This is a genomic window from Corallococcus sp. AB018 (assembly GCF_003986945.1).
Classification (GTDB): Bacteria; Myxococcota; Myxococcia; order Myxococcales; family Myxococcaceae; genus Corallococcus; species Corallococcus exiguus.
Genome location: NZ_RAWR01000057.1, coordinates 26,598 through 45,386, shown reverse-complemented (window position 1 = coordinate 45,386; position 18,789 = coordinate 26,598). Strand labels below are relative to the sequence as shown.

General features: G+C 69.8%; 16 protein-coding genes. 9 read left to right on the top strand and 7 right to left on the bottom strand.

The genetic code is table 11. From position 1 onward, the window contains the following. Positions 1 to 71: 71 nt before the first annotated feature. Positions 72 to 1,460 carry a lipopolysaccharide assembly protein LapB gene (locus tag D7Y11_RS14450; RefSeq protein ID WP_121751552.1) on the bottom strand — a complete coding sequence of 463 codons (1,389 nt, stop codon included), beginning with the start codon at positions 1,458 to 1,460 and terminating at the stop codon, positions 72 to 74. A 7-nt stretch (positions 1,461 to 1,467) separates the two neighbouring features. After that, a complete protein-coding gene (locus D7Y11_RS14445; RefSeq protein ID WP_121751557.1) occupies positions 1,468 to 2,265 on the bottom strand; it encodes a 1-acyl-sn-glycerol-3-phosphate acyltransferase in 798 nt (265 codons plus the stop codon). Positions 2,266 to 2,479: 214 nt separating this feature from the next. On the opposite strand from D7Y11_RS14445, the gene D7Y11_RS14440 reads away from it, so the two are divergent. The 3 genes from D7Y11_RS14440 (at position 2,480) to D7Y11_RS14430 (ending at position 6,069) form a co-directional block, all read left to right on the top strand. After that, positions 2,480 to 3,094 (top strand): deoxynucleoside kinase, encoded by a 615-nt coding sequence (locus tag D7Y11_RS14440; RefSeq protein WP_120574778.1) that lies wholly within the window; start codon positions 2,480 to 2,482, stop codon positions 3,092 to 3,094. Then, positions 3,091 to 4,266, top strand: a complete 1,176-nt coding sequence (locus D7Y11_RS14435; RefSeq protein ID WP_120574777.1) for a DUF2314 domain-containing protein — start codon at positions 3,091 to 3,093, stop codon at positions 4,264 to 4,266. Before D7Y11_RS14440 ends, D7Y11_RS14435 begins: the two co-directional genes overlap by 4 nt. Positions 4,267 to 4,332: 66 nt before the next feature. After that, on the top strand, positions 4,333 to 6,069 hold the full coding sequence (locus D7Y11_RS14430; protein WP_126933988.1) for an FHA domain-containing protein: 1,737 nt from the start codon (positions 4,333 to 4,335) through the stop codon (positions 6,067 to 6,069). Positions 6,070 to 6,075: 6 nt separating this feature from the next. Here the strand turns inward: D7Y11_RS14430 and D7Y11_RS14425 are convergent, their stop codons facing one another. Beyond that, a complete protein-coding gene (locus D7Y11_RS14425) occupies positions 6,076 to 7,002 on the bottom strand; it encodes a DMT family transporter (protein WP_126933987.1) in 927 nt (308 codons plus the stop codon). A gap of 191 nt (positions 7,003 to 7,193) precedes the next feature. On the opposite strand from D7Y11_RS14425, the gene D7Y11_RS14420 reads away from it, so the two are divergent. After that, positions 7,194 to 8,111 carry a pseudouridine-5'-phosphate glycosidase gene (locus D7Y11_RS14420; RefSeq protein ID WP_120574774.1) on the top strand — a complete coding sequence of 306 codons (918 nt, stop codon included), beginning with the start codon at positions 7,194 to 7,196 and terminating at the stop codon, positions 8,109 to 8,111. Positions 8,112 to 8,124: 13 nt separating this feature from the next. Here the strand turns inward: D7Y11_RS14420 and D7Y11_RS14415 are convergent, their stop codons facing one another. After that, positions 8,125 to 8,619: a GAF domain-containing protein gene (locus D7Y11_RS14415; RefSeq protein WP_120574773.1), complete on the bottom strand. Its 495-nt coding sequence runs from the start codon at positions 8,617 to 8,619 to the stop codon at positions 8,125 to 8,127. A 72-nt stretch (positions 8,620 to 8,691) separates the two neighbouring features. On the opposite strand from D7Y11_RS14415, the gene D7Y11_RS14410 reads away from it, so the two are divergent. After that, complete coding sequence (locus D7Y11_RS14410) at positions 8,692 to 9,423, top strand: NAD-dependent deacylase (protein WP_121751549.1); 732 nt, start codon at positions 8,692 to 8,694, stop codon at positions 9,421 to 9,423. Positions 9,424 to 9,433: 10 nt separating this feature from the next. Here D7Y11_RS14410 and D7Y11_RS14405 read toward each other — a convergent pair whose 3' ends face one another. Continuing rightward, entirely contained in the window at positions 9,434 to 10,915 is a 1,482-nt protein-coding gene (locus D7Y11_RS14405) for a hypothetical protein (protein WP_121751548.1), read from the bottom strand. 144 nt (positions 10,916 to 11,059) lie between these two features. Here D7Y11_RS14405 and D7Y11_RS14400 point away from each other — a divergent pair, with 144 nt between their 5' ends. After that, a complete protein-coding gene (locus D7Y11_RS14400; RefSeq protein ID WP_126933986.1) occupies positions 11,060 to 14,113 on the top strand; it encodes a poly(A) polymerase in 3,054 nt (1,017 codons plus the stop codon). 15 nt (positions 14,114 to 14,128) lie between these two features. On the opposite strand, the gene D7Y11_RS14395 is transcribed toward D7Y11_RS14400, so the two are convergent. Beyond that, positions 14,129 to 15,310 carry a DUF6068 family protein gene (locus D7Y11_RS14395; protein ID WP_120574766.1) on the bottom strand — a complete coding sequence of 394 codons (1,182 nt, stop codon included), beginning with the start codon at positions 15,308 to 15,310 and terminating at the stop codon, positions 14,129 to 14,131. Positions 15,311 to 15,685: 375 nt separating this feature from the next. Here D7Y11_RS14395 and D7Y11_RS14390 point away from each other — a divergent pair, with 375 nt between their 5' ends. Genes D7Y11_RS14390 through D7Y11_RS14380 form a run of 3 tightly spaced genes read left to right on the top strand, consistent with a single transcriptional unit; the run spans position 15,686 to position 18,063 of the window. Beyond that, the gene (locus D7Y11_RS14390) at positions 15,686 to 16,459 is read left to right on the top strand and encodes a zinc-dependent metalloprotease (RefSeq protein ID WP_120574765.1); all 774 of its coding nucleotides are present in this window, start codon (positions 15,686 to 15,688) and stop codon (positions 16,457 to 16,459) included. A 3-nt stretch (positions 16,460 to 16,462) separates the two neighbouring features. Then, complete coding sequence (locus D7Y11_RS14385) at positions 16,463 to 17,263, top strand: serine protease (protein ID WP_126933985.1); 801 nt, start codon at positions 16,463 to 16,465, stop codon at positions 17,261 to 17,263. Between the two features lie 23 nt (positions 17,264 to 17,286). Further along, positions 17,287 to 18,063 carry a zinc-dependent metalloprotease gene (locus tag D7Y11_RS14380; RefSeq protein WP_121751543.1) on the top strand — a complete coding sequence of 259 codons (777 nt, stop codon included), beginning with the start codon at positions 17,287 to 17,289 and terminating at the stop codon, positions 18,061 to 18,063. Between the two features lie 30 nt (positions 18,064 to 18,093). On the opposite strand, the gene D7Y11_RS14375 is transcribed toward D7Y11_RS14380, so the two are convergent. After that, entirely contained in the window at positions 18,094 to 18,726 is a 633-nt protein-coding gene (locus D7Y11_RS14375; protein ID WP_120574762.1) for a TetR/AcrR family transcriptional regulator, read from the bottom strand. Positions 18,727 to 18,789: the final 63 nt, after the last annotated feature.

The following is an 18,789-nucleotide window of genomic DNA, read 5'->3' as shown; positions in this document are numbered from 1 at the left end:
GTGCTGGGAGGGGCGGGTTTGCGCGCGTCGCTCATCGGAGGCGGAGTGTAGAGGGGCCGGTGCGCCGGTGGCTACTGGCCCTTGAGCACCTGCAGCGCCTTGCTGGCCACCGCGTTGTCGGGCTGGGTCTCCAGCACCTTCCCCAGCCAGCGCTCCGCTTCGTTCGCGGCCTTCTGGCGGTCCTCGGGGCGGCGGGCCTTCTGGGCCTCCTCGGTGTAGAGCAGGCCCAGGCGCAGGGCGAACTCGGTGTTCTCCGGGTCCTTGTCCGCCACGGCCTTCAGCTCGCGCTGCGCGGCCGCGTAGTCCCCCTGCAACTGGTACACGAGCGACAGCTTGCCGCGCGCGGCCGCCGAGTCCGGCGCCAGCGTCACGGCCACCTGGAAGGCCTCCTTCGCGGTGTCCAGGTCCCGGGCCTCCAGGCGCATGTCGCCCAGGCGGAACCAGGCCAGGTCCAGCAGCGGGTTGAGCGCCGCGGCCTTCTCGAAGGCGGTGCGCGCCGCTTCCGTGCGCTGGCGCGACAGGTACAGCTCCCCCAGGTAGAGCTGGTTCTTGCCGTCCTGGGGGGCGCGCTCGATGGCCTGCTTGAACTCGTCCACGGCGCGGCCGGCGTCATCCAGGCGCTGGTAGGCCAGCCCCAGGAGGGCGTGCACCACGGCCAGGTCCGGGTAGTCGTGGAGGATCTCCTCGAAGGCGATGAGGGCGTGCTGGGGCGCGTCCAGCTCGTGCAGGTAGCGCATGCCCTCCTCGAGCTTCGCCTCCGCCGCCTTGGGGAAGTTCTGGAACGGGTCCGCCAGCGGGTTCATCAGCGCCCGTGCGGTGGCGACTTCCGCGGGGGTAGGGCTGCCGCGCACGACGGTGCCCAGGGCCTCCACGGCGCCCGCCGTGTCGCCCGTGCGGGCCAGGGCCTTGGCCAGGGGCAGCTTCCATCCCGCGCGCTCCGGGGCCATCTCCACGGCCTTGCGCAGCGGGCCCAGGGCGGCGGTGTACTGCTCCGACTCCAGGCGCGCCACGCCCAGGCGGTAATGGAACTCCGCGGTGGTGGGAGACAGCGCGATGGCGCGCTCGAAGGCGGCCACGGTGGGGGCACCCGCGTCCCGGGCCCGGGAGAAGAGCGTCAGGCCCAGCATGTACTGGTCCACCGCGCGCTCGTTCTTCGCGATGGCCTGGCGCAGCTCCTCCGCCCAGGCGTCCGCGCGGCCGGCCTTCACCTGGGCCTCGGTGAGGGCGCGGGCCACGTCCACGTCGTCCGGCGTGCGCGCGTGCAGCTCCCGCAGGAGCTTTACCGCCTCATCCGGCTGGTTGCCGTCCAGGTAGGCGCGCGCCTGGGCCTGGGGAGACAGCGCGGGGGCCTGGGACTGGCCATGGCCGCAGCCGGTGGCGAGCAGCCCCAGCCCCAGCCCCAGGAGGGCGGCGGGCCAACGGAGCGTGCGGAGGCGGTTCGAGGGCGGCGTCAGGGGCACGGGGAGCTCAGGAGGCCTTGGAGGTGACGGAGGAGGCAAGCTGCGCGACGCCCTCGCGGTTCGGCGCGGCGACGGCGGTGTCCGGGTCACCGCCCTTGCCGCCCAGGGAGAGGCTGTCGGCGATGATCTGTTCGCGCACTGCGCGGGCCAGGCCCTCGCGGTCGTTGTCCGCGAAGCCGCTGGTGTCGATGGGGCGGCCAATCTTCACGCGCACTGGACCCGGGGAGATGTTCCACGAGTTCTTGGGCATCACGTTGTCGGTGCCCTCGATGGTGACGGGGCAGATGGGCACGCGGGCCTTGAGCGCGAGCGCGAAGGGGCCCTTCTTGAAGGGCAGCACGCGGCCGTCCGGGGAGCGGGTGCCCTCCGGGTAAAGGAAGATGCTGGTGCCCGCGCGGATCTTCCGGGCGGCTTTTTCAAGCGACGCGATGGCGGACGAACGGTCTCCGCGGTTGATGAAGACGTGGCCCGCGAGCCAGAGGTACCAGCCGATGAACGGCACGAAGCGCAGCTGCGACTTGGCGACGAAACGGAAGTCCACCGGCACGGCGAAGAAGTGGGCCGGGATGTCGAGTGTGGACATGTGGTTGCCGACGTAGATGGTGGGCCGCTTCGGGTCCACGTTCTCCCCGCCAATGACCTCCAGCTTCGCGCCACCGGCCCACAGGAGCACGGGCGACCAGATCCATCGGGCGACCCATACCGAGCGCGACGGGTTGAGCGTCACCAGCATCGCGAGGCATGCGAGGGTGAAGCAGATCGGGGACCACACCGTGACCACCAGGATGCACCACAGCTTGCGCAACATGCGTCGCCTTTCCTCCTACCGGGGGGCCTGCGCGCCGGAAGGGCCCTGGGGGTGCCGCTCACCGGTCGGGCAGCCAGGCGGCGCGGCGCGGGCGCCGGCACGGGCTCCTGGACGTGCGGAACGGGGCGGGGGCATGCACTTTATCTACCATGGCTCCCCCCGCCATTGTTTCTGGTGAATGCCGCTCGCTGGGGTTACAAGCAAGGGTGGCGTGGCCAGGAAAAAGCTCATCGCCATCGCGGGCAACATCGGAGCCGGAAAGACGGAGCTCACGTCCTTCCTGTGCCGGAAGTACGGCCTCACGCCGTCCTTCGAGCCCAATGACCAGAACCCCTATCTCGCGGATTTCTACAAGGACATGAAGACGTGGGCGTTCCGCTCACAGCTCTTCTTCCTGACGCACAAGTTCCGCCTGCACCGGGAACTGGAGCGCACGCCGGGCACCGTGCTCCAGGACCGGACCCTCTATGAGGACGCGGAAATCTTCGCCAAGAACCTCCACCGGCAGCGGCTCATCGACAAGCGCGACTGGTCCACCTACTGGGAGCTGTACCAGACCATCTCCCAGTCGCTCCGGCCGCCCGACTTGATGATCTACCTGCGCTGCCCGGTGATCACCCTGAAGGAGCGCATCCGCCTGCGCGGGCGGACCATGGAGAAGGACATCCCGACCGCCTACCTGAAGCGCCTCAACGCCCTCTACGAGGAGTGGTTCGAGGGCTATTCGCTGTCACCGGTGCTGGTGCTGGGGACGGACAAGCTGGACTACCTCACCAACCTGGTGGACCGCGTGGACCTCTTCCGACAGATAGAGAAGCACTTGTGAAGGAGGTCTACGTCCTGGCCACCGAGCAGTCCGTGCCGCCAGCCCTGGACGCGCTGCGCGCGGCGTTCGCGACGGACGAGGTGGAGTTCGTGCCGCACGAGGGCGACTGGGGCTTCACCGTGCGTGCGGACGGCTCGGAGGTGAAGGTGGTGCTCAAGCCTCTGAGCGACGGCCGTCCTCGCGTCCCCCAGGAGCTGTTCAGCGGCAGCCCGGAGGCCTTCGCGCGCGTGGAGAAGTCGCAGGCCTGCTTCGCGTTCCTCCTGGAGCCGGGCGGCGCGCAGCCCACGCTGCCCGTCTTCGAGGCGCTGTGGACCGTGCGCACGCTGATGGAGCAGGCGCCGGGCGTGCTCGTGGACCTGACGGCGTTCAAGCTGCACGAGCCCGAGGACGTGGTCGAGATCACCGAGTTGGACTTCGACATCCGCGACCACGTGCACCTGCACGCCATCGAACTGGCGGAAGGGGACACGCCGCTGTGGGTGCACTCGCACGGGATGGAGAAGTTCGGCGCGCGCGACGTGGAGATCTTCCACCTGGGCGAGGGCGACCTGCTGGCCGCGGAGAGCTTCCTCCACGAGCTGTGCACGGACCTGGCGTTCGCGCAGGGGCCGGCGCTGCGCTCGGAGGTGGCCACCAGCGAGGGCCAGAGCTTCACCCTGGTGCCGTCGGAGGAGGCCCGCGCGAACCTGCTGGGCGTGCCGCTGGATGCCTTCGATGGCCACGAGGGGCTGTTCCTCACGGTGGTGTCGCCCCTGGGCCGGCACAACACGGCGGAGCTCCTGTCGACGTACCGGGAGCGCTTCGCCAAGGAACCGGCCGAGCAGACCCAGGCCATGCACGAGGAGGCGCAGGCGCTGTTGCCCGCGTTCCTGGCGCGCTTCCAGCGTAAGGGGTTGATGGAGCCCCTCACGTTCCTGGTGCGGGCCCCCTTCGAGACACACCCGGAGGGCGAGGTGGTGGTGGAGAACCTGTGGCTGGAGGCGGTGGCCCGGGACGAGGGCTCCGTCGTGGGCCGGCTGGTGGACGGTGCGGTGCACACCACGGAGTGGCGCAAGGGGGCCCACGTGGAGGTGGAGGAGAAGCAGATCAACGCCCTGGCCATCGCCCGAGAGGGCCGCGCGCTCAACGAGTCCGAGCTGCGCGCTCTTTTGAACGCCGAACGTCCCATGTAGCGCTGCGCGTCCAACCCGACGCGTCTTGCGGGCGCCCCGAGGGGCGCTGCTAGGCTGCCCGTCCGCATGCCGGCATTGCTGCTGCTCACAGGCCCGTCAGCGGGGCGCCGGTACGAGGTCGTCTCCCAGCTGACCCTCGGCCGCAGTCCCTCCTGCGACATCCCGCTGGAAGACGACCAGGTGTCGCGCCGCCACGCGCAGCTGTTCCTGGACACCGTCGCGGGACAGGTGCGGCTGCGCGACCTGGGCTCCACCAATGGCACGCTCCTCAACGGGCAGCGGCTGGCGCTCCAGGAAGAGGCGGTGCTGCGGCCGGGTGACCGGATGCGCGTGGGCGCCACCATCGCGGTGTACGAGCCGCCGCCGGTGTCCATCGTCGACGAGCCCTCCGGCGTGGTCGTTCCGGAGCCGGCGCACGTGCCCATCGAAGAGGTGCTGCCGCACGTGGGCGCGGCCGCGGCGATGTACTCGGCGGGGACGGCGCTGCTGGGGGCCACCAGCGAGGCCATGGTGCTGCGGCGGCTATCGGAGGAGATGGCGCACGCGCTCAACGCGGACCGCGCCGCGGCGCTGCTGAGTGGGCCGGAGGGGCTTCGCACGGCGGCGGTGTCCGGCGCGGCGTCCGTGGAGGTTCCTCGCGCGCTGGTTCAGGCGGCGCTGGAGCGCAAGGAATTGGGGCGGACGGACACGGCGCTGTGCTCGCCGCTGGTGGCTTCGGGCGGGATGCCCTTTGGCGTGCTGTACGTGGAGCGCGAGGAGTCGCCGTTCACCGAGGGCGAGGGCCAGTTGCTCGCGTCGCTGGGGCGGCTGGGCGGCGAGGCCTACACGGCGGTGCGCTCTCGCGGCGAGGCGGAGGCCGCGGAGACGCCGTGGGTGACGCCGCTGGGGACGTCGCGGGCGTTCCGGGGCGTGGTGGAGGAGGCTCGGCGGGCGGCGGGCAGTGCCGCCCCGGTGGTGCTGCATGGCGAGCCGGGCACGGGCAAGGCGCTGCTGGCGCACTTCCTCCATGGGAAGTCCCCTCGTGCGCTGGGGCCGTGGGTGACGGTGGAGTGCCGGCAGTCCCTGGAGGCGGTGGAGGTGGCGCTCTTCGGCCGAGCGGGTGCGCCCGGCCAGCCTCCGGTGACGTCCGCGGTGCTACGCGCGGACGCGGGCACGCTGCTCTTGCGCCACGTGGAGGCGCTTCCCCGGCCGGCGGCGGAGCGCCTGGCGCGGATGCTGGCCCGGCGCGCGGCTCCGGCGCGGCAGGGCGGAGAGGAGCCCGTGGACGTGCGCATCGTCGCCACCAGTGGCTCGCCGGTGTCGCGGCTCGCGTCCCGGGGAGAGTTCGACGCGGCGCTGGCCCGGGGGCTTACGGGCTTCGAGCTGGAGGTCCCGCCCCTTCGCGAGCGGCGGGGGGACGTGCCGGTGCTGCTGGAGCACTTCGCGCTGCGCGGTGCCCGGCAGGGCGGGCGGGAAGCGCCGGTGCTGGGACCCGAGGCCCGGCGTCTGCTGGCGGAGTATCCGTGGCCGCAGAACGTGCGCGAGTTGGAGTTGGTCGCGGAGCGGCTGGGACGCGTGTACGCGGCGGGCCATGTGGGCATCCCGCAGCTGCCTCCGGAGGTGCGCGAGGGCGCGGTGGGGCAGGCGCCTCGCACGTTGCAGGAGCAGGTGGCCCGTCTGGAGCGCGACGCCATCGCGGAGGCGCTTCGCGAGTCCGGATGGAAGAAGGTCCGCGCGGCGGAGTTGCTGGGCATCAGCCGGCCCACACTCGACCGGAAGATGGAGGAGTACGGGCTGACGCTGGAGCGGGGGACTCGCGGCTGAGCGCGGTCAGGCCTTGGTGATGGTGCTGTCCTTGCGGCGGCTGATCAACACGCCCGTGAGGATGAGCGCCGCGCCGAGCATCTGGAACAGGGTGGGGCGTTCACCGCGGACGACCCAGGCGGTGAGGGCGGCGACCACGGGGATGCCGGTGCCGTAGAGCGTCGTGCGGTTGGTGCCCACCTGCTGCACGCTGCGGAACCACACGAAGTACGCGAGCACCAGCGGCACCAGCGCCGAGTACACAAGCGCCACCCAGCCCGCGGCACTCACTCGCGACGCGTCCATCGCGACGACCTGGGACGCGCCGGCCAGCACGACCCCAGGGGCGCCCGTGAGCATGGTGATGGCGGTGACGCGCAGCGCGGAGATGCCTTCTCCCACGGCGCGTGTGCCCACCGTGTAGATGGACCAGCACAGCGAGCTGCCGACAATCAGCGCATCACCTGTCCATGTCTCCGCGCCCAGGTTCGGGCCTCGCGCGCCCACGACGAGCAGCGTGCCCACCACCGCGAGCGAGAGCCCCGCGACGACGGGGCGTCGCAGCCGTTCGATGCCCAGCGCCGCGCCAAGCGCCGCCGTCACCACCGGGCTCACCGCCGTGAGCATGCCGCTGTTGGCCGCCGTGGTGCGCGAGAGGCCTTCGATGAAGCACAGCTGGTACAGCGTGTTGCCCACGAACCCCAGCGCGGTGAGCCGCAGGAACGTCTTCCACGGCATCGGCTTGTGGCCTTCCACCGCCAGCAACACGAGCCCCATCGCGAGCGCGGCGAGCCCGAAGCGCAGCGACATGAAGGCCCCCGCCGGCATGCCCTCCAGCGCGTCCTTCACCAGGGTGTAGTTCGTCCCCCAGACGACCACGACGGCGATCATCGCCAGGTCGGAGGCGGAGAGGAGACGGGCAGGCGCTGCGACCGCGGGCGACGAGGTGCTCACGGCGGCGGGGCATAGGGCGGCGCGAGTCCAGATGCAACCGACGGGGCTGCAACGAACACCCGCGTCCGCGCGCTTCCCTGTCAGGTGACACGCACGCGCGGTGCTCCGGGCCGGGTGTGGCGATGTCACGCCGACGTTTCCCCACGCCCGTGCTTGTCCGTCCGCCCCGGCCGTGGCGTAAATGCCCGCCCATGGACTTCCGCTATTCGGACGAGGTGCGGCGCGCGAAGGACTCCGGGCAGCCGCTGGTGGCACTGGAGACGAGCGTTGTCGCGCAGGGCCTTCCGTACCCTGACAACCTGGCTGCCGCTCGCGCGTGCGAGGAGGCCATCCGCCGCGCCGGCGCCGTGCCCGCGCCCATCGCGCTCGTGGACGGCGAGGTGTGGATTGGCCTGGAGGACGCCACGCTGCGCCGCCTGGCCGAGGGCAAGGAGAAGCTCCTCAAGGTGGGCTCGCGCGACCTGGCCGTGGCGGTGGCTACCCGCGCCAGCGGCGGCACCACCGTGAGCGCCACGTGCGAGCTGGCCGCGGCGGCGGGCATCCGCGTCTTCTCCACCGGCGGCATCGGCGGCGTGCACCGGGGCGCTTCCGAGCACTGGGACATCTCGCAGGACATCGCGGCCTTGTCTCGCTACCCCGTCGCCGTGGTGTGCGCGGGGGCCAAGTCCGTGTTGGACCTGCCCAAGACGATGGAGCTGTTGGAGACCGCGGGCGTGCCTGTCATCGGCGTGGGCACGAACGAGCTGCCGTCCTTCTACAGCCGTGAGTCCGGCCTCTCCCTGGAGCACCGCGCGGACGACGCGGAGGCCGCCGCGCGCATCGCCCACGCTCGCTTCGAGATGCTGGGGCAGGGCGGCGTGCTCTACACCGTGCCGCCTCCGGTGGAGGCCGCGCTGCCTCGCAACGACGTGGAGCTGCACATCGCGTCGGCGCTGGCGGATGCGGACCGGCAGGGCGTTCGCGGCAAGGCCGTGACGCCGTTCCTCCTGGGCGAGATGGCGAAGCGCACCGGGGGCAAGACCCTCAAGACGAACCTGGCGCTCCTGGAGAACAACGCGCGCTTCGCGGGGGCGCTGGCCGTGGCCTACGCCCGTCTCTCGAAGCGCTGAACGCCGCGCGGAATCAGGCCGTGCGGTGCTGGAACCAGGACATCAGGTCCTCCAGCGCCGCGCGGTCCACGTCGTCGAAGGTGTTCTTGTGCTCGGAGTCGATGTCGAGCACGGCGAGCAGCTCGCGGTTGCGCCCGTACACCGGCACCACGATTTCCGACGCGGAGCGGCCGTCGCAGGTGATGTGGCCCGGGAAGGCGTGCACGTCCGGCACCACCACCGTCTCGCCCTTCGCCGCGGACGTGCCGCACACGCCCTTGCCGAAGGTGATCTCCAGGCACCCGAGCGTCCCCTGGTAGGGGCCCACGCGCAGCAGCTTCCCGGGCGTCACCACCCGGTAGAAGCCCGTCCACAGGTGGCCGAAGGCGTTGTGCAGCAGGCTGCTCATCGTCGCCATCGCGCAGATGTCGTCATCCACGCCTTCGAGGATGGCGAGCGCGTGGGTCTTCAGCTCGGCGTATGCCTCGGTCTTGGGCTGACCGCGCAGATCCAGGGTGACTTCGGCCATGATGGGTCCTCTGTCAGGAATTCAGTCTCGCCCCTTCTAACAACCCTCGTGCCGGCTGGCACTGGAGGTCGTGTGGAACCGCTCGTCCTGGATTCGAAAACCCGCCTGCTCGTGCTCACCGGTGCCGGAGTCTCCGCGGAGAGCGGGGTGCCCACCTTCCGGGGCATGAACGGGCTGTGGGAGAACCACCCCGTGGAGGCGGTGGCGTCCCCGCAGGGCTTCGAGGCGAACCCCGCGCTTGTCTGGCGTTTCTACTCGCAGCGCCGGACGGGGGCGGCGGACGTGAAGCCCAACCCGGGCCACGACGCGCTGGTGCGCTGGGAGCAGCACCTGGGTGACCGCTTCCTCCTGGCCACGCAGAACGTGGACGGCCTGCACACCAAGGCGGGCAGCCAGCGCGTGGTGGACATGCACGGCAACCTCTTCCGCACGAAGTGCGCGGACTGCCAGCGTGCGCCCTTCGCCGACACCTCCGTGCACCCGTCGGGCACGGTGCCGAAGTGCGACGGCTGCGGGGGCCGGCTGCGGCCGGACATCGTCTGGTTCGGGGAGATGCTGGACCCCAAGGACCTGGCGCGCATTGGCGAGTTCATCACGCGCAACGACGGCACGCGGCTGGTGTTCCTGGCCGCGGGCACGTCCGGAGCGGTGTGGCCCGCGGCGGGCATCGTGGACGAGGTGCGCTCCGTGCGCGGGGACACGTGGCTCGTGAACTACGAGTCCGCCGCGAACACGGAGCGCTTCCACCACTTCGTCCAGGGAATGAGCGGACAGGTGCTGCCCACCCTGGCGAAGCTCTCCTGAGGGCCTGGGCTTACGGTCCCCGGAGGACCGTGAGCCCCTTGTCGGTGAGGACGAGCAGCATGCTCGGCGTCACGGTGGGCTCGTAGACCATCTGCAGCACGCGCTGGCCGGACACGTCTCGCACCTGGGCCAGCGTGGTGCCATCCGCTTCCAGCCGCCAGAGGCCGGCGCCGTCCGTGCCGATGTAGAGCGCGCCGTCGTCCGTCGCCTTGAGCGAGCGGATGCGGTTGGTCGGCAGCCCCGCCAGCTTCGACCAGCTTCCCGTGGAGCGGTTCTTCGGCGTCATCCCCCAGACGCCGTACTGCTCGCTGCCCAGATAGTAGCGGCCCGAGCGGGCCTGCTCGAAGGCGCGCCAGTAGTCGTCGGTGGCCTGGCCGTTGAGCGCGTCGTTGTAGCTCTTGAACGACCAGGGCGTGGGGCCTTCCCAGGTCTGCTCGCGGTCCCAGTCCTCCAGCTTGGGGCTGGGCACGAGCACGCCGACCATCTGCTCGTTGGCGACGAGCACGTCACCGTTCTGCCCGATGCCCAGGCCGTGCATGTAGGGGCACTGCAGCGAGCCCCATTCCGAGCCGTCCTCGAAGAGGTACCAGCCCGGGTGGCGGTGGCTGTTGTAGGTGAGCCCCTGGACGCGCGTCACGCCGTGGTTGGTGGTGATGTAGAGGTCGCCGCGGTCGCGGCCACGAGTCACGCGAGCGCAGTTGAGGACGGAGCGGTCCTCCTCGTAGTGGAAGTCATTGGTGTTGTGGATGCCCGCCTCGCGGCCCGCGTTCGACGCGCCAGTGGTGCGCCAGAGATGCTCCTCGAGTTTGACGCTGCCGTCAGTCTGGAGGCGGACCGCGTCGAGGTCTCCCTTCCGGTACTCGGCGAAGCGTTCGGCGGAGTAGCCCGCCTCGCCCCTCCAGGGGATGTACGTGCGTTGCTCGATGCCTTCGGCACGCTTCATCTCGTTGGCGGAATAGCCCACGTATGCGCGTCCGGCTTCACCGCCGCAGATGACGGTGGAGCCCGTCGCGAGCGTGTCCGGGCCGAACGGCTCCGCCGCCTGCCCGACGTTTGAACTCCACGTCGGCCGGGTGTCGCCCGGGCGCAGCACTCCGATGCGGCGGCCGTCGAGGAGCCAGAGGTTGAGGCCTTCATCAACGCCGACGCTCTGGGGAGTGCCGGCGCCGAACGAGCGCGTGTAGTCGAGCACCGCGTCCGTGGGCCAGGGCCCTGCGTCGGGCGTCTCGCCGGTGCCGGCATCGGGATCCGGCGGCGTCCCCGCGTCGGGAGTTTCGCCGGCATCGGGTGTCCCGCCATCTTCATCCGGAGGGGGCGTGCCGGCGTCCGGAAGGGAACCCGGAGGGGGGAGCGAGGGAACTTCGTTTCCATCGGACGGATCCGTGACGGGCCCCTCCTGCGGATCGATTGTCGGGGATTGGTCGCTGCAACCCACCGATAGCAAAGACATGAACACCAACCCCGCCCCCACCACGCCTGCGCGAATACCCATTCCGTGTCTTCCTCCATGAGGGCTTCATGGCAAGACACGGGCCAGCGTGTGTCGCGTCAGGCTCGTTCAATTCCTCGCGTCAACGCGGCGCGTGCGCGGCCCATCTTGGCGTGCCTTCCAGTACCCTTCGCCACGAGCCCCGCCATGTCCCAGGAACGCTTCACGACCAGCCGCGAGGTGTATCACCGGATCCGGTGGGACTCGCGGCATGACGCCCGCGAGTTCGTCGTCGGTTACGACGCTCACCGCGGCGCGCTGGAGGAGATGCCCTTCGAGGCGTTCGTCCCCGACGGCGAGATTCCGTGGCACCGCGTCTGGTACTTCAAGCGCGGGACCCTGGTGGTGTGGGACCGCAAGGCGCGCATCGACCTGCTGAGCAATACCCGGCCCGCGGAAGAGACCGCGCCACCCCAGCCCGTCACGGTGCCTGGGTTCACGCCCTTGCCCGCATGGCGGTACGACGCGCGCTCTGGATCGTGGGCCCAGGCCCCTCGTGAGCCCGGCCGCGCGCTTCCCACCTCGGCGCCGCTCACCGTCGCCACCTTCAACGTCCTCTTCGACCTGTACGACGCGCAGTTGCTGGCGACCGAACGCAGGACCCCGGCGGCGCTCGCGCTGCTCCGAGAGACCGACGCGGACGTCATCGCGCTCCAGGAAGTCACCCCGTCGTTCCTCAAAGCCCTGCTCTCCGAACCCTGGGTGCGCGAACACTTCTGGATGTCTGATGGTCCCGGCGCGCAGACCGTGACGCCCTACGGACAGGTGCTCCTATCGCGCGTGCCGTTCGCCTCCTTGTGGCAGCGCGTCTTCTCCCGAGACAAGCGGATCATCGCCGCCGAACTGCACCTGTCGGACGGAACGCTGTGGGTGGCCACTCCGCACCTGACGAGCGACCGGGATGCGTCCGGAGCCTCCGCGCGCGCCGTCCAGGTCGAGGCCCTCCTTGAGTGGGCCCGCGTGCTCGGCTCCACGAGCGAGACCGAGGCCCCGGACCTGGTGCTGGCCGGTGACTTCAACTTTGGCGACGGTGCGCCGGAAGCAGAGTCCTTCGCGCGCGCTGGTTTCGTGGATGCGTGGTCCTCGCTGAGACCTTCGGAAGCGGGGGAGACATTCAACCCTCGGTTGAACAGCCTGGCGGCGCTCACCACCGTCTCGGGAACGCTCCGGCGGTTGGACCGGGTGCTGGTGGTGTCTCCTTCGGGCCGGCTCGCTCCTGAGTCCGTGGAACTCTTCGGCGAAGCGCCCCTGGCGGGACCGCCCGGGCCCAGCGGACAGGCCCTCTTCGCTTCGGATCACTTCGGCCTGCGCTGTGTCCTGCGCCGTAAGGCTATCGAGTCTCGCGAGGCGCCCTCCACGGCGCTGGTCCATCACACGGCCCTGGTGCTCATCCCTCCTGACGACGTCTGGGGCCCCATCCAGGCGCTGCGCAAGAAGCACGACGCGAAGTTCCAGCGGTGGATGCCTCACATCACGCTGTTGTATCCCTTCGTTCCGGAAGAGGACTTCGAGACGGCGGAAGCCATCCTCTTGGAGGCCCTTCAGGGCGTCGAACCCTTCGACGTGACGCTCTCCACGTTCGGCCACTTCGAGCACCGCGCCAATGCGACAGCGTGGCTCCGCCCTGACGACCAGCCCTCCGACGCGCTGGCGGCCCTGCACGCGAAGCTCGTGGCGGCCCTTCCCGAATGCGCCTCGTCCGCTCACGGTGGCTTCACGCCCCATCTCTCCGTGGGACAGCTTCCGCTCTCCGCGGACATCATCCGCATGCTCGACGAGTGGCAGCGCGCATGGCGGCCGCTGAAGTTCCGCGTGGGCGAGCTCTGCCTCATCCGGAGGAAGGGTGACACGCCCTTCGAGGTCATCCGGCGCATTCCCCTGGCACAGGCGCCCCGCGCAATCCCGGAGCACGAAGACGCTCCTCTGCGCGATGCACTGGCCTCCATCGGCGCCGCCGAGTCACACGAAGGACACGCCGCCAGGACCGCGGCGGTGGCTCAACTGCGTCAGCATTGCGAACGGATCGGCGCCACGTTGCATCCGTATGGCTCCTATCTCCTGGGCACGGATGGCGCGGGCAGTGACGTGGACGCGGTCGCCATCGGACCGGCGAGCCTGCCCCGCGATGACTTCGCGCGAGCGCTCCTCCAGGAACTGGCACCGGGCACGGCCCGCTATGTGGCGGACGCCGCCATCCCGCTGGTGAAGCTGTCGCTCGGAGGCGTGAGCTTCGACCTGGCCTATGCGAGCCGTCCGGAGGGCGTGCCCCCGGAGGCCCCCCTGACGCTGCTTGAGCAGCACGGCGAGCGGCTCGACCCCGCGGGCCTCCGCGCCGTGTTGGGCCTGGCCGATACATTGGGCCTGATGAACGCCGTCGCTCGTGACGCCGAGCGGACCGCGCGGTTCCAGACCTTGATGCTCGCGGTGAAGGCCTGGGCCAGGGCCCGGGGCATCTACTCACACGCGCTGGGCTATCTCGGTGGGTTGTCGTGGACGCTGCTCGCGGCCTGGGCCTGCACCCGCGCGACTCCGGATGCCATGCGGTCCGACGCGGCGCTGCTCGCGCACTTCTTCGGCACCTTCGCCTCCTGGCCGTGGCCGCAACCCGTGACGCTCACGCCCGAAACCGCGCGCTACCGGCCTGAAGGAAAGCGCGATCTCCTGCCCGTCATCGCCCCCGCGCTCCCTGCTCGAAACACCGCGCGCAACGTGTCGCGGTCCACCTACCGCGTCATCCGGGAGGAACTGCTCCGTGCTCGCGAGCTCGTGGCCAAGGCCCGGACCTCACGCACGCCTTCCGCCTGGGCGACGCTTTTCCAGCCTCTGGGCGCCAATGAGACCCCACCAGTCATGTTGCGCCTGTCCGTCGACGCGCCCACCGCCGAGGACCGGGAGGTCGTCGCGGGGTGGATCCTCGGACACGTCACGGCCCTGGTGTATCGGCTGGAAGGAGACCGCCGTCTCTCCGTTCGTCCGCTGCAACCCGCACAGGCTTCAGGAGCGCTGCTCATCGGTCTGGAGGTGCGTGAAGCACGGGACGCGGCTGCGTTGTCCTGGCATCCGTCCAGTCCGTTGTTCGCGGCCGTGGAGGCGTTCCGCGCGTCCTTCCAGGAATGGACTCACCGCCCATCTGGCGCGGTGCTCCAGGTCGAATGGGTGCGTGGCAATGACAGCGCACGGAGCGACACTCCCGCTCCGTGACGCGTGTCACCCGCGTTACTTCTGTCCCGCGAGCCACGAGCCCCAGCGCACGATCTTCGTGCCGCCCTCGGGCTCGTTCTTGCCGCCCGGCACCACTCGCTCGGTGGTGTTGGCGAGCGGCTGGAAGCGCGCTTCATACGGCAGGCCCGCGAGCCCCGGCGCCCACGGGTCGGCCGCGTAGGTCTCGGAGAAGGCGCGCTGGGTGCCTTCGACGTCCTCGCTGCTCTGGGTGATGAGCGCGGGAACATTGTGGCCCTCCGCGCTGAACGTGCCCCGGGCGCCGTTGGCCGCCGCGGCGGGCGGCCAGTCCTCCGTGAACACCACCTCCGAGGGGATGCCCATCAGCAGCTCCTCCAGGGGCTCCGGCTCGGCCTGGGAGAAGTCGGAGCAGGGGGCTGCATTGGCGTCGACGGGGCCCTCGGTGCGCAGGAGGTAACCGCGCTCCGCGGTGAAGCACACGCGCTGCACTCCGGGGCCAGGACCCACGTCCACGTATCGCTCGTAGTACGCGCCCGGGCCCAGGGGCCGCTCCAGCGCGGGCACCGGGGCGCTGGCATCGGCCGAGCCCTCACGGACCTCTTTGAGCTTCAGCTGGTATCCCCCCGGCACGCGGAAGCCGGCGGACTCCGTGCTCCCTTCAATCAGGCCACGGGCGAGGTACAGCGGGCCCGGCGCATTGGCATACACGCGCGTGCGCAGGGGACCATCGAAGGAGCGCTGGTCGGTGACGTAGCGCACGGCCTCCCAGTTGCGTCCCGCGCTGGAGGCGACCTCCGCGGTGGCCGTGCCTCCGTGCGGCACGTCGAGCGCGCGTGTCATGTCCGCGCGCACGGGGATGATCAGATCCTTCGCCAGCTTCGCCTGGGGCAGTGGCTTGCCGCCCTCATCGCTGTAGGCCGCGCGCACCCAGACCCAGGGTTGCTGCACGGCCACCACTTCCAGCGTCAGCTGTCCCTGGACCGTGCGCGCGGTGCCGCCACCGCGAGGCTCGGGACCCCGCGTCGCACTGAAGGAATAGGTGACGCGGTCTCCCACGCGTGCGCGCGACCAGGCCTCGGCGGCCTGCACGGACGCCGCATTGTCGGCTCGCGTGTCGGATGCGGAAGGGCCGCTCGACTTCGTGCTCTCGCAGCCGGGGAGGAACGACAGGGCCGCACCCAACAGCGCGGCAAGGGGAAGGGAAGGGCGCATGGTCATGGGGACGGGAAATACCGGGAGTGGATTCAATTCGCAGCTATCGCACGTTCAGTGAGGATTTCCGGAATAGTGGGAGTAAATGCGACCCTGGGGAGGGTGACCGATAAGAAGTCACCCGTGTCCGAAAATCAGTGAATCCCAGGGTGACGAGTAAAAACTCTGTCACAACAGCCACTTGGAATTGAAAGCGTCACGTGACGTTACGCTCACATTCTTGGAAGCTGGAGTGCTGGCGCTCCAAGCAATTCAACAAAACCGGGTTATTCCCTCTGGAGCGCGGCTGGCCCGGCAGTTGCTCAGTGGCTGGGCAAGCTGTCCGCGGCTGACGGGAAGGTCAGGCGGCAGCGGATCTCCCCCGAACCAGAGGAACGACGAATGTTCAAGAAGGCGGCAGTCCTCGTGGCGAGCTGTGGTGCGATGCTGTCTGGCTGCGGTACCGACCTGGAGACCGAGAACCAGGAGATCGTCTCCAACCTGGTCGAGGCCGGTTTCCCCGCGGACGACATCATGGTCGCCGAGGGTCAGGTGTACGTGGGCCGTGACGCGCACGTCACCCTGGAGGCGTCCCGCGAGATGCTCCAGCCCGCGGCCAAGGAGACCCAGGAGCAGTACCGCACGACGAACGTCGTCGCTTCGAGCGTGACGAAGATCTGCATCAACCCCACGTCCACGTTCAACAGCTACACCCGCCTGAGCCAGGGCCTGGATCTGGCCATCCAGAACTACAACCAGCGCGGCCTGAGCTTCACGATGGTGCGTGGCCCCTCCACGGGCTGCAGCGCGAACATCACCGCGACGGTGACCTCCGGCGCCGGCGGCTCCGCGGGCTTCCCGTCGGGCGGCAAGCCCTACGGCACCATCAACATCGGCACCAGCCTGAACACCTACAGCGTGGACGTGAACGAGCACGTCATCACGCACGAGCTCGGCCACTGCGTCGGCTTCCGTCACTCGGACTACTACAACCGCGCCATCAGCTGCGGCGGCGCCGCCAGCAACGAGGGCACGGCGGGCGTGGGCGCCATCCTCATCAGCGGCACGCCGAGCACCGCGACGGTCGGCGGCTCCATCATGAACTCCTGCTTCCGCTCGACGGAGACGGGCGAGTGGACCAGCTCCGACATCACGGCGCTGAACGCCATCTACTAAGCAATGGCGTTGCGACCCCTTGAGTCCTTCATGAGTCCGAGGGGTCGCATCCTCGCGGGCACCTTCATCCTCCTGGGCCTTACGGCCTGTGGAAAGGAAGAGGTGCCCGCGGATTCACATCCGGTGGTGTGTGAGAGCCCCGCGGCGTCGCGGGTGCGCCAGCCTCCGGAGGTTCGCGGCCAGACGCAGTGTGGCCCGACCGAGAACTTCACTCCCATCAACAGCTACCAGGGCGAGTTCGCGGACGTCGCGCAGACGGTCGAGGACGCGGTCGTCCTGATTGACGGGCGCTGCACCGGAACATTGATTGAAGCGAGCGCGGGTCCCGTGGTGGTGACGGCGGGACATTGTGCCTCTCTCGGTGACCGGCCGCTGCTCGTCTTCAACTTCGAGGAGCAGGCTGACGGAGACCCGCTCATCACCGAGGGCACTGTCATCGAGCAGTCGCTCGAACCCGACTACGCGCTCATCAAACTGGACGTGATTCCCCAGGTGACGCCGGTCCTGCTTTCAGCCGTTCCCAGCGAGCGGCTGGCCATCATCCAGCATCCCCGGGGCAAGCCCAAGGTCATCGCCGAAGGCGACTACCTGGATGCCTGCGACTCACTGGTCTACTACGTGGACCTGGACACCCTGGTCGGAAGCTCCGGCGCGGGCGTGATCAACCGTCAGGGCCACCTGGTGGGCGTCCACACCGACGGCGATTGCGACGCGACCGGCCGTGGCGCCAACCGGGGTTGGACGATGGAAGCGATTGTCGCTGCGTCCCCGTACCTGGTGGACGCCGACATCGTCGCGCGCTGAAGCCAGACCGAGGGGAGACGACCATGTTCAAGAGTGCGGCAGTGCTCGTGGTGGGCTGTGGTGCGTTGCTGTCCGGCTGTGGGACCGACCTGGGGCCAGAGCACCAGGAGACCATCTCCAACCTGATCGAGGCGGGGTTCCAGGCCCGCGACATCAAGGTCGTGGACGAGTCCGTCTACGTGGGCGGCGACGCGCAGGTGAGCGTCGAGGCGTCCCGCGAGATGCTCCAGTCCGGTGGGGACAGCGAGGAGCAGTACCGGACGACGAACGTCATCAACAAGGCGGTCGTGAGGAAGATCTGCATCAACCCCACGTCCGCGTTCAACACCTACAGCCGCCTCAGCCAGGGCCTGGACCTGGCCATCCAGAACTACAACGCCCTGGGTCTCTGCTTCACGATGGTGCGGGGCCCGACCACCGGCTGCAACGCGAACATCACGGCGGCGACCGCGGCGGGCATGGTCTACAGCTCGGGCTACCCCTCCGGTGGCCTTCCCTACGGGACCATCAACATCGGCACGGGGTGGAACACCTCGCCGCTCGACACGGTCGAGCACATCATCACCCACGAGCTGGGGCACGCGGTCGGCATGCGCCACTCGGACTACTACTCCCAGGTCATCAGCTGCGGCACGGGCGGCAGCGAGGGCACGGCGGGCGTGGGCGCCATCCTCATCCCTGGCACGCCCTCCACGTCCTACGTGAACGGGTCCATCTTCAACGCCTGCCTCCCGGCGAACCCGACCGGTGAGTTCACCAGCACGGACATCACCGCGCTGACGTACCTCTACCGCTGCTGAGTCTGGCGAGAGACCGGCGCGCGACCAGGCTCAGTCCGCCTGCGTCGCGCGCTTGGGCGTGAGCTGCGCTTCGAGCGTCCGCGCCCAGTGGGCCAACACCTTGCGGCGCCGGGCCGTGTCGTCGTGGAGCAGGTTCGCCAACGCCAGTCCGCGAAGGAGGTCCAGCGTCGCACGCACGGCGTCGCGGACGTCGCGGTCGCGCTCATCGAGCCCCAGCAGCTCGACGGTGAGCCGGTGTACTTCACGGCCGACGTGCGTCTCCAACGGCAGCAGGATGGCCTTCAGCTCTTCATCCGCCACGGCCGCCACCCAGAGGTGCGTCGCGGCGGTGAAGAGCGGGCCGGCGTAGACGTCGTGGAGCAGGTTCAGCAGCGGCTCGACGCGCCGCCGGCTCTCCGGCAGGCCCTTCGCGCGCCGCACCAGCTCTTCGACCTGCTGGCGGAAGACGTGCTCGACGGCGGCCGCGACCAGGGCCGCGCGCGTCGGGAAGTGGTGCTGGCAGGCGCCGCGTGACACTCCCGCGCGCTCGGCGATGGCGCCCATGGTCGCCCCCGCCCAGCCCTTCTCCACCAGCACTTCGATGGCGGCCGTCATCAGCTTCTGCCGCGTCACCCGGCTGCGCTCCTGCTCCTGCCGTGTCGTTCCGCTCGCCGTGCCGCTCATGCGGCCACAGTGTTGCGACGGGAAGAAAAAAGCAATCGTGATTGCTTTATTTGGACGTGGGGG

Excerpts from the sequence above, each read along its gene's own strand:
- D7Y11_RS14415 (WP_120574773.1), bottom strand. The coding sequence starts at position 8,619 with ATGGCCGAAGTCACCCTGGATCTGCGCGGTCAGCCCAAGACCGAGGCA.
- D7Y11_RS14430 (WP_126933988.1), top strand. The coding sequence starts at position 4,333 with ATGCCGGCATTGCTGCTGCTCACAGGCCCGTCAGCGGGGCGCCGGTAC.
- D7Y11_RS14385 (WP_126933985.1), top strand. The coding sequence starts at position 16,463 with ATGGCGTTGCGACCCCTTGAGTCCTTCATGAGTCCGAGGGGTCGCATC.
- D7Y11_RS14400 (WP_126933986.1), top strand. The coding sequence starts at position 11,060 with ATGTCCCAGGAACGCTTCACGACCAGCCGCGAGGTGTATCACCGGATC.
- D7Y11_RS14405 (WP_121751548.1), bottom strand. The coding sequence starts at position 10,915 with ATGGGTATTCGCGCAGGCGTGGTGGGGGCGGGGTTGGTGTTCATGTCT.
- D7Y11_RS14395 (WP_120574766.1), bottom strand. The coding sequence starts at position 15,310 with ATGACCATGCGCCCTTCCCTTCCCCTTGCCGCGCTGTTGGGTGCGGCC.
- D7Y11_RS14420 (WP_120574774.1), top strand. The coding sequence starts at position 7,194 with ATGGACTTCCGCTATTCGGACGAGGTGCGGCGCGCGAAGGACTCCGGG.
- D7Y11_RS14375 (WP_120574762.1), bottom strand. The coding sequence starts at position 18,726 with ATGAGCGGCACGGCGAGCGGAACGACACGGCAGGAGCAGGAGCGCAGC.
- D7Y11_RS14390 (WP_120574765.1), top strand. The coding sequence starts at position 15,686 with ATGTTCAAGAAGGCGGCAGTCCTCGTGGCGAGCTGTGGTGCGATGCTG.
- D7Y11_RS14380 (WP_121751543.1), top strand. The coding sequence starts at position 17,287 with ATGTTCAAGAGTGCGGCAGTGCTCGTGGTGGGCTGTGGTGCGTTGCTG.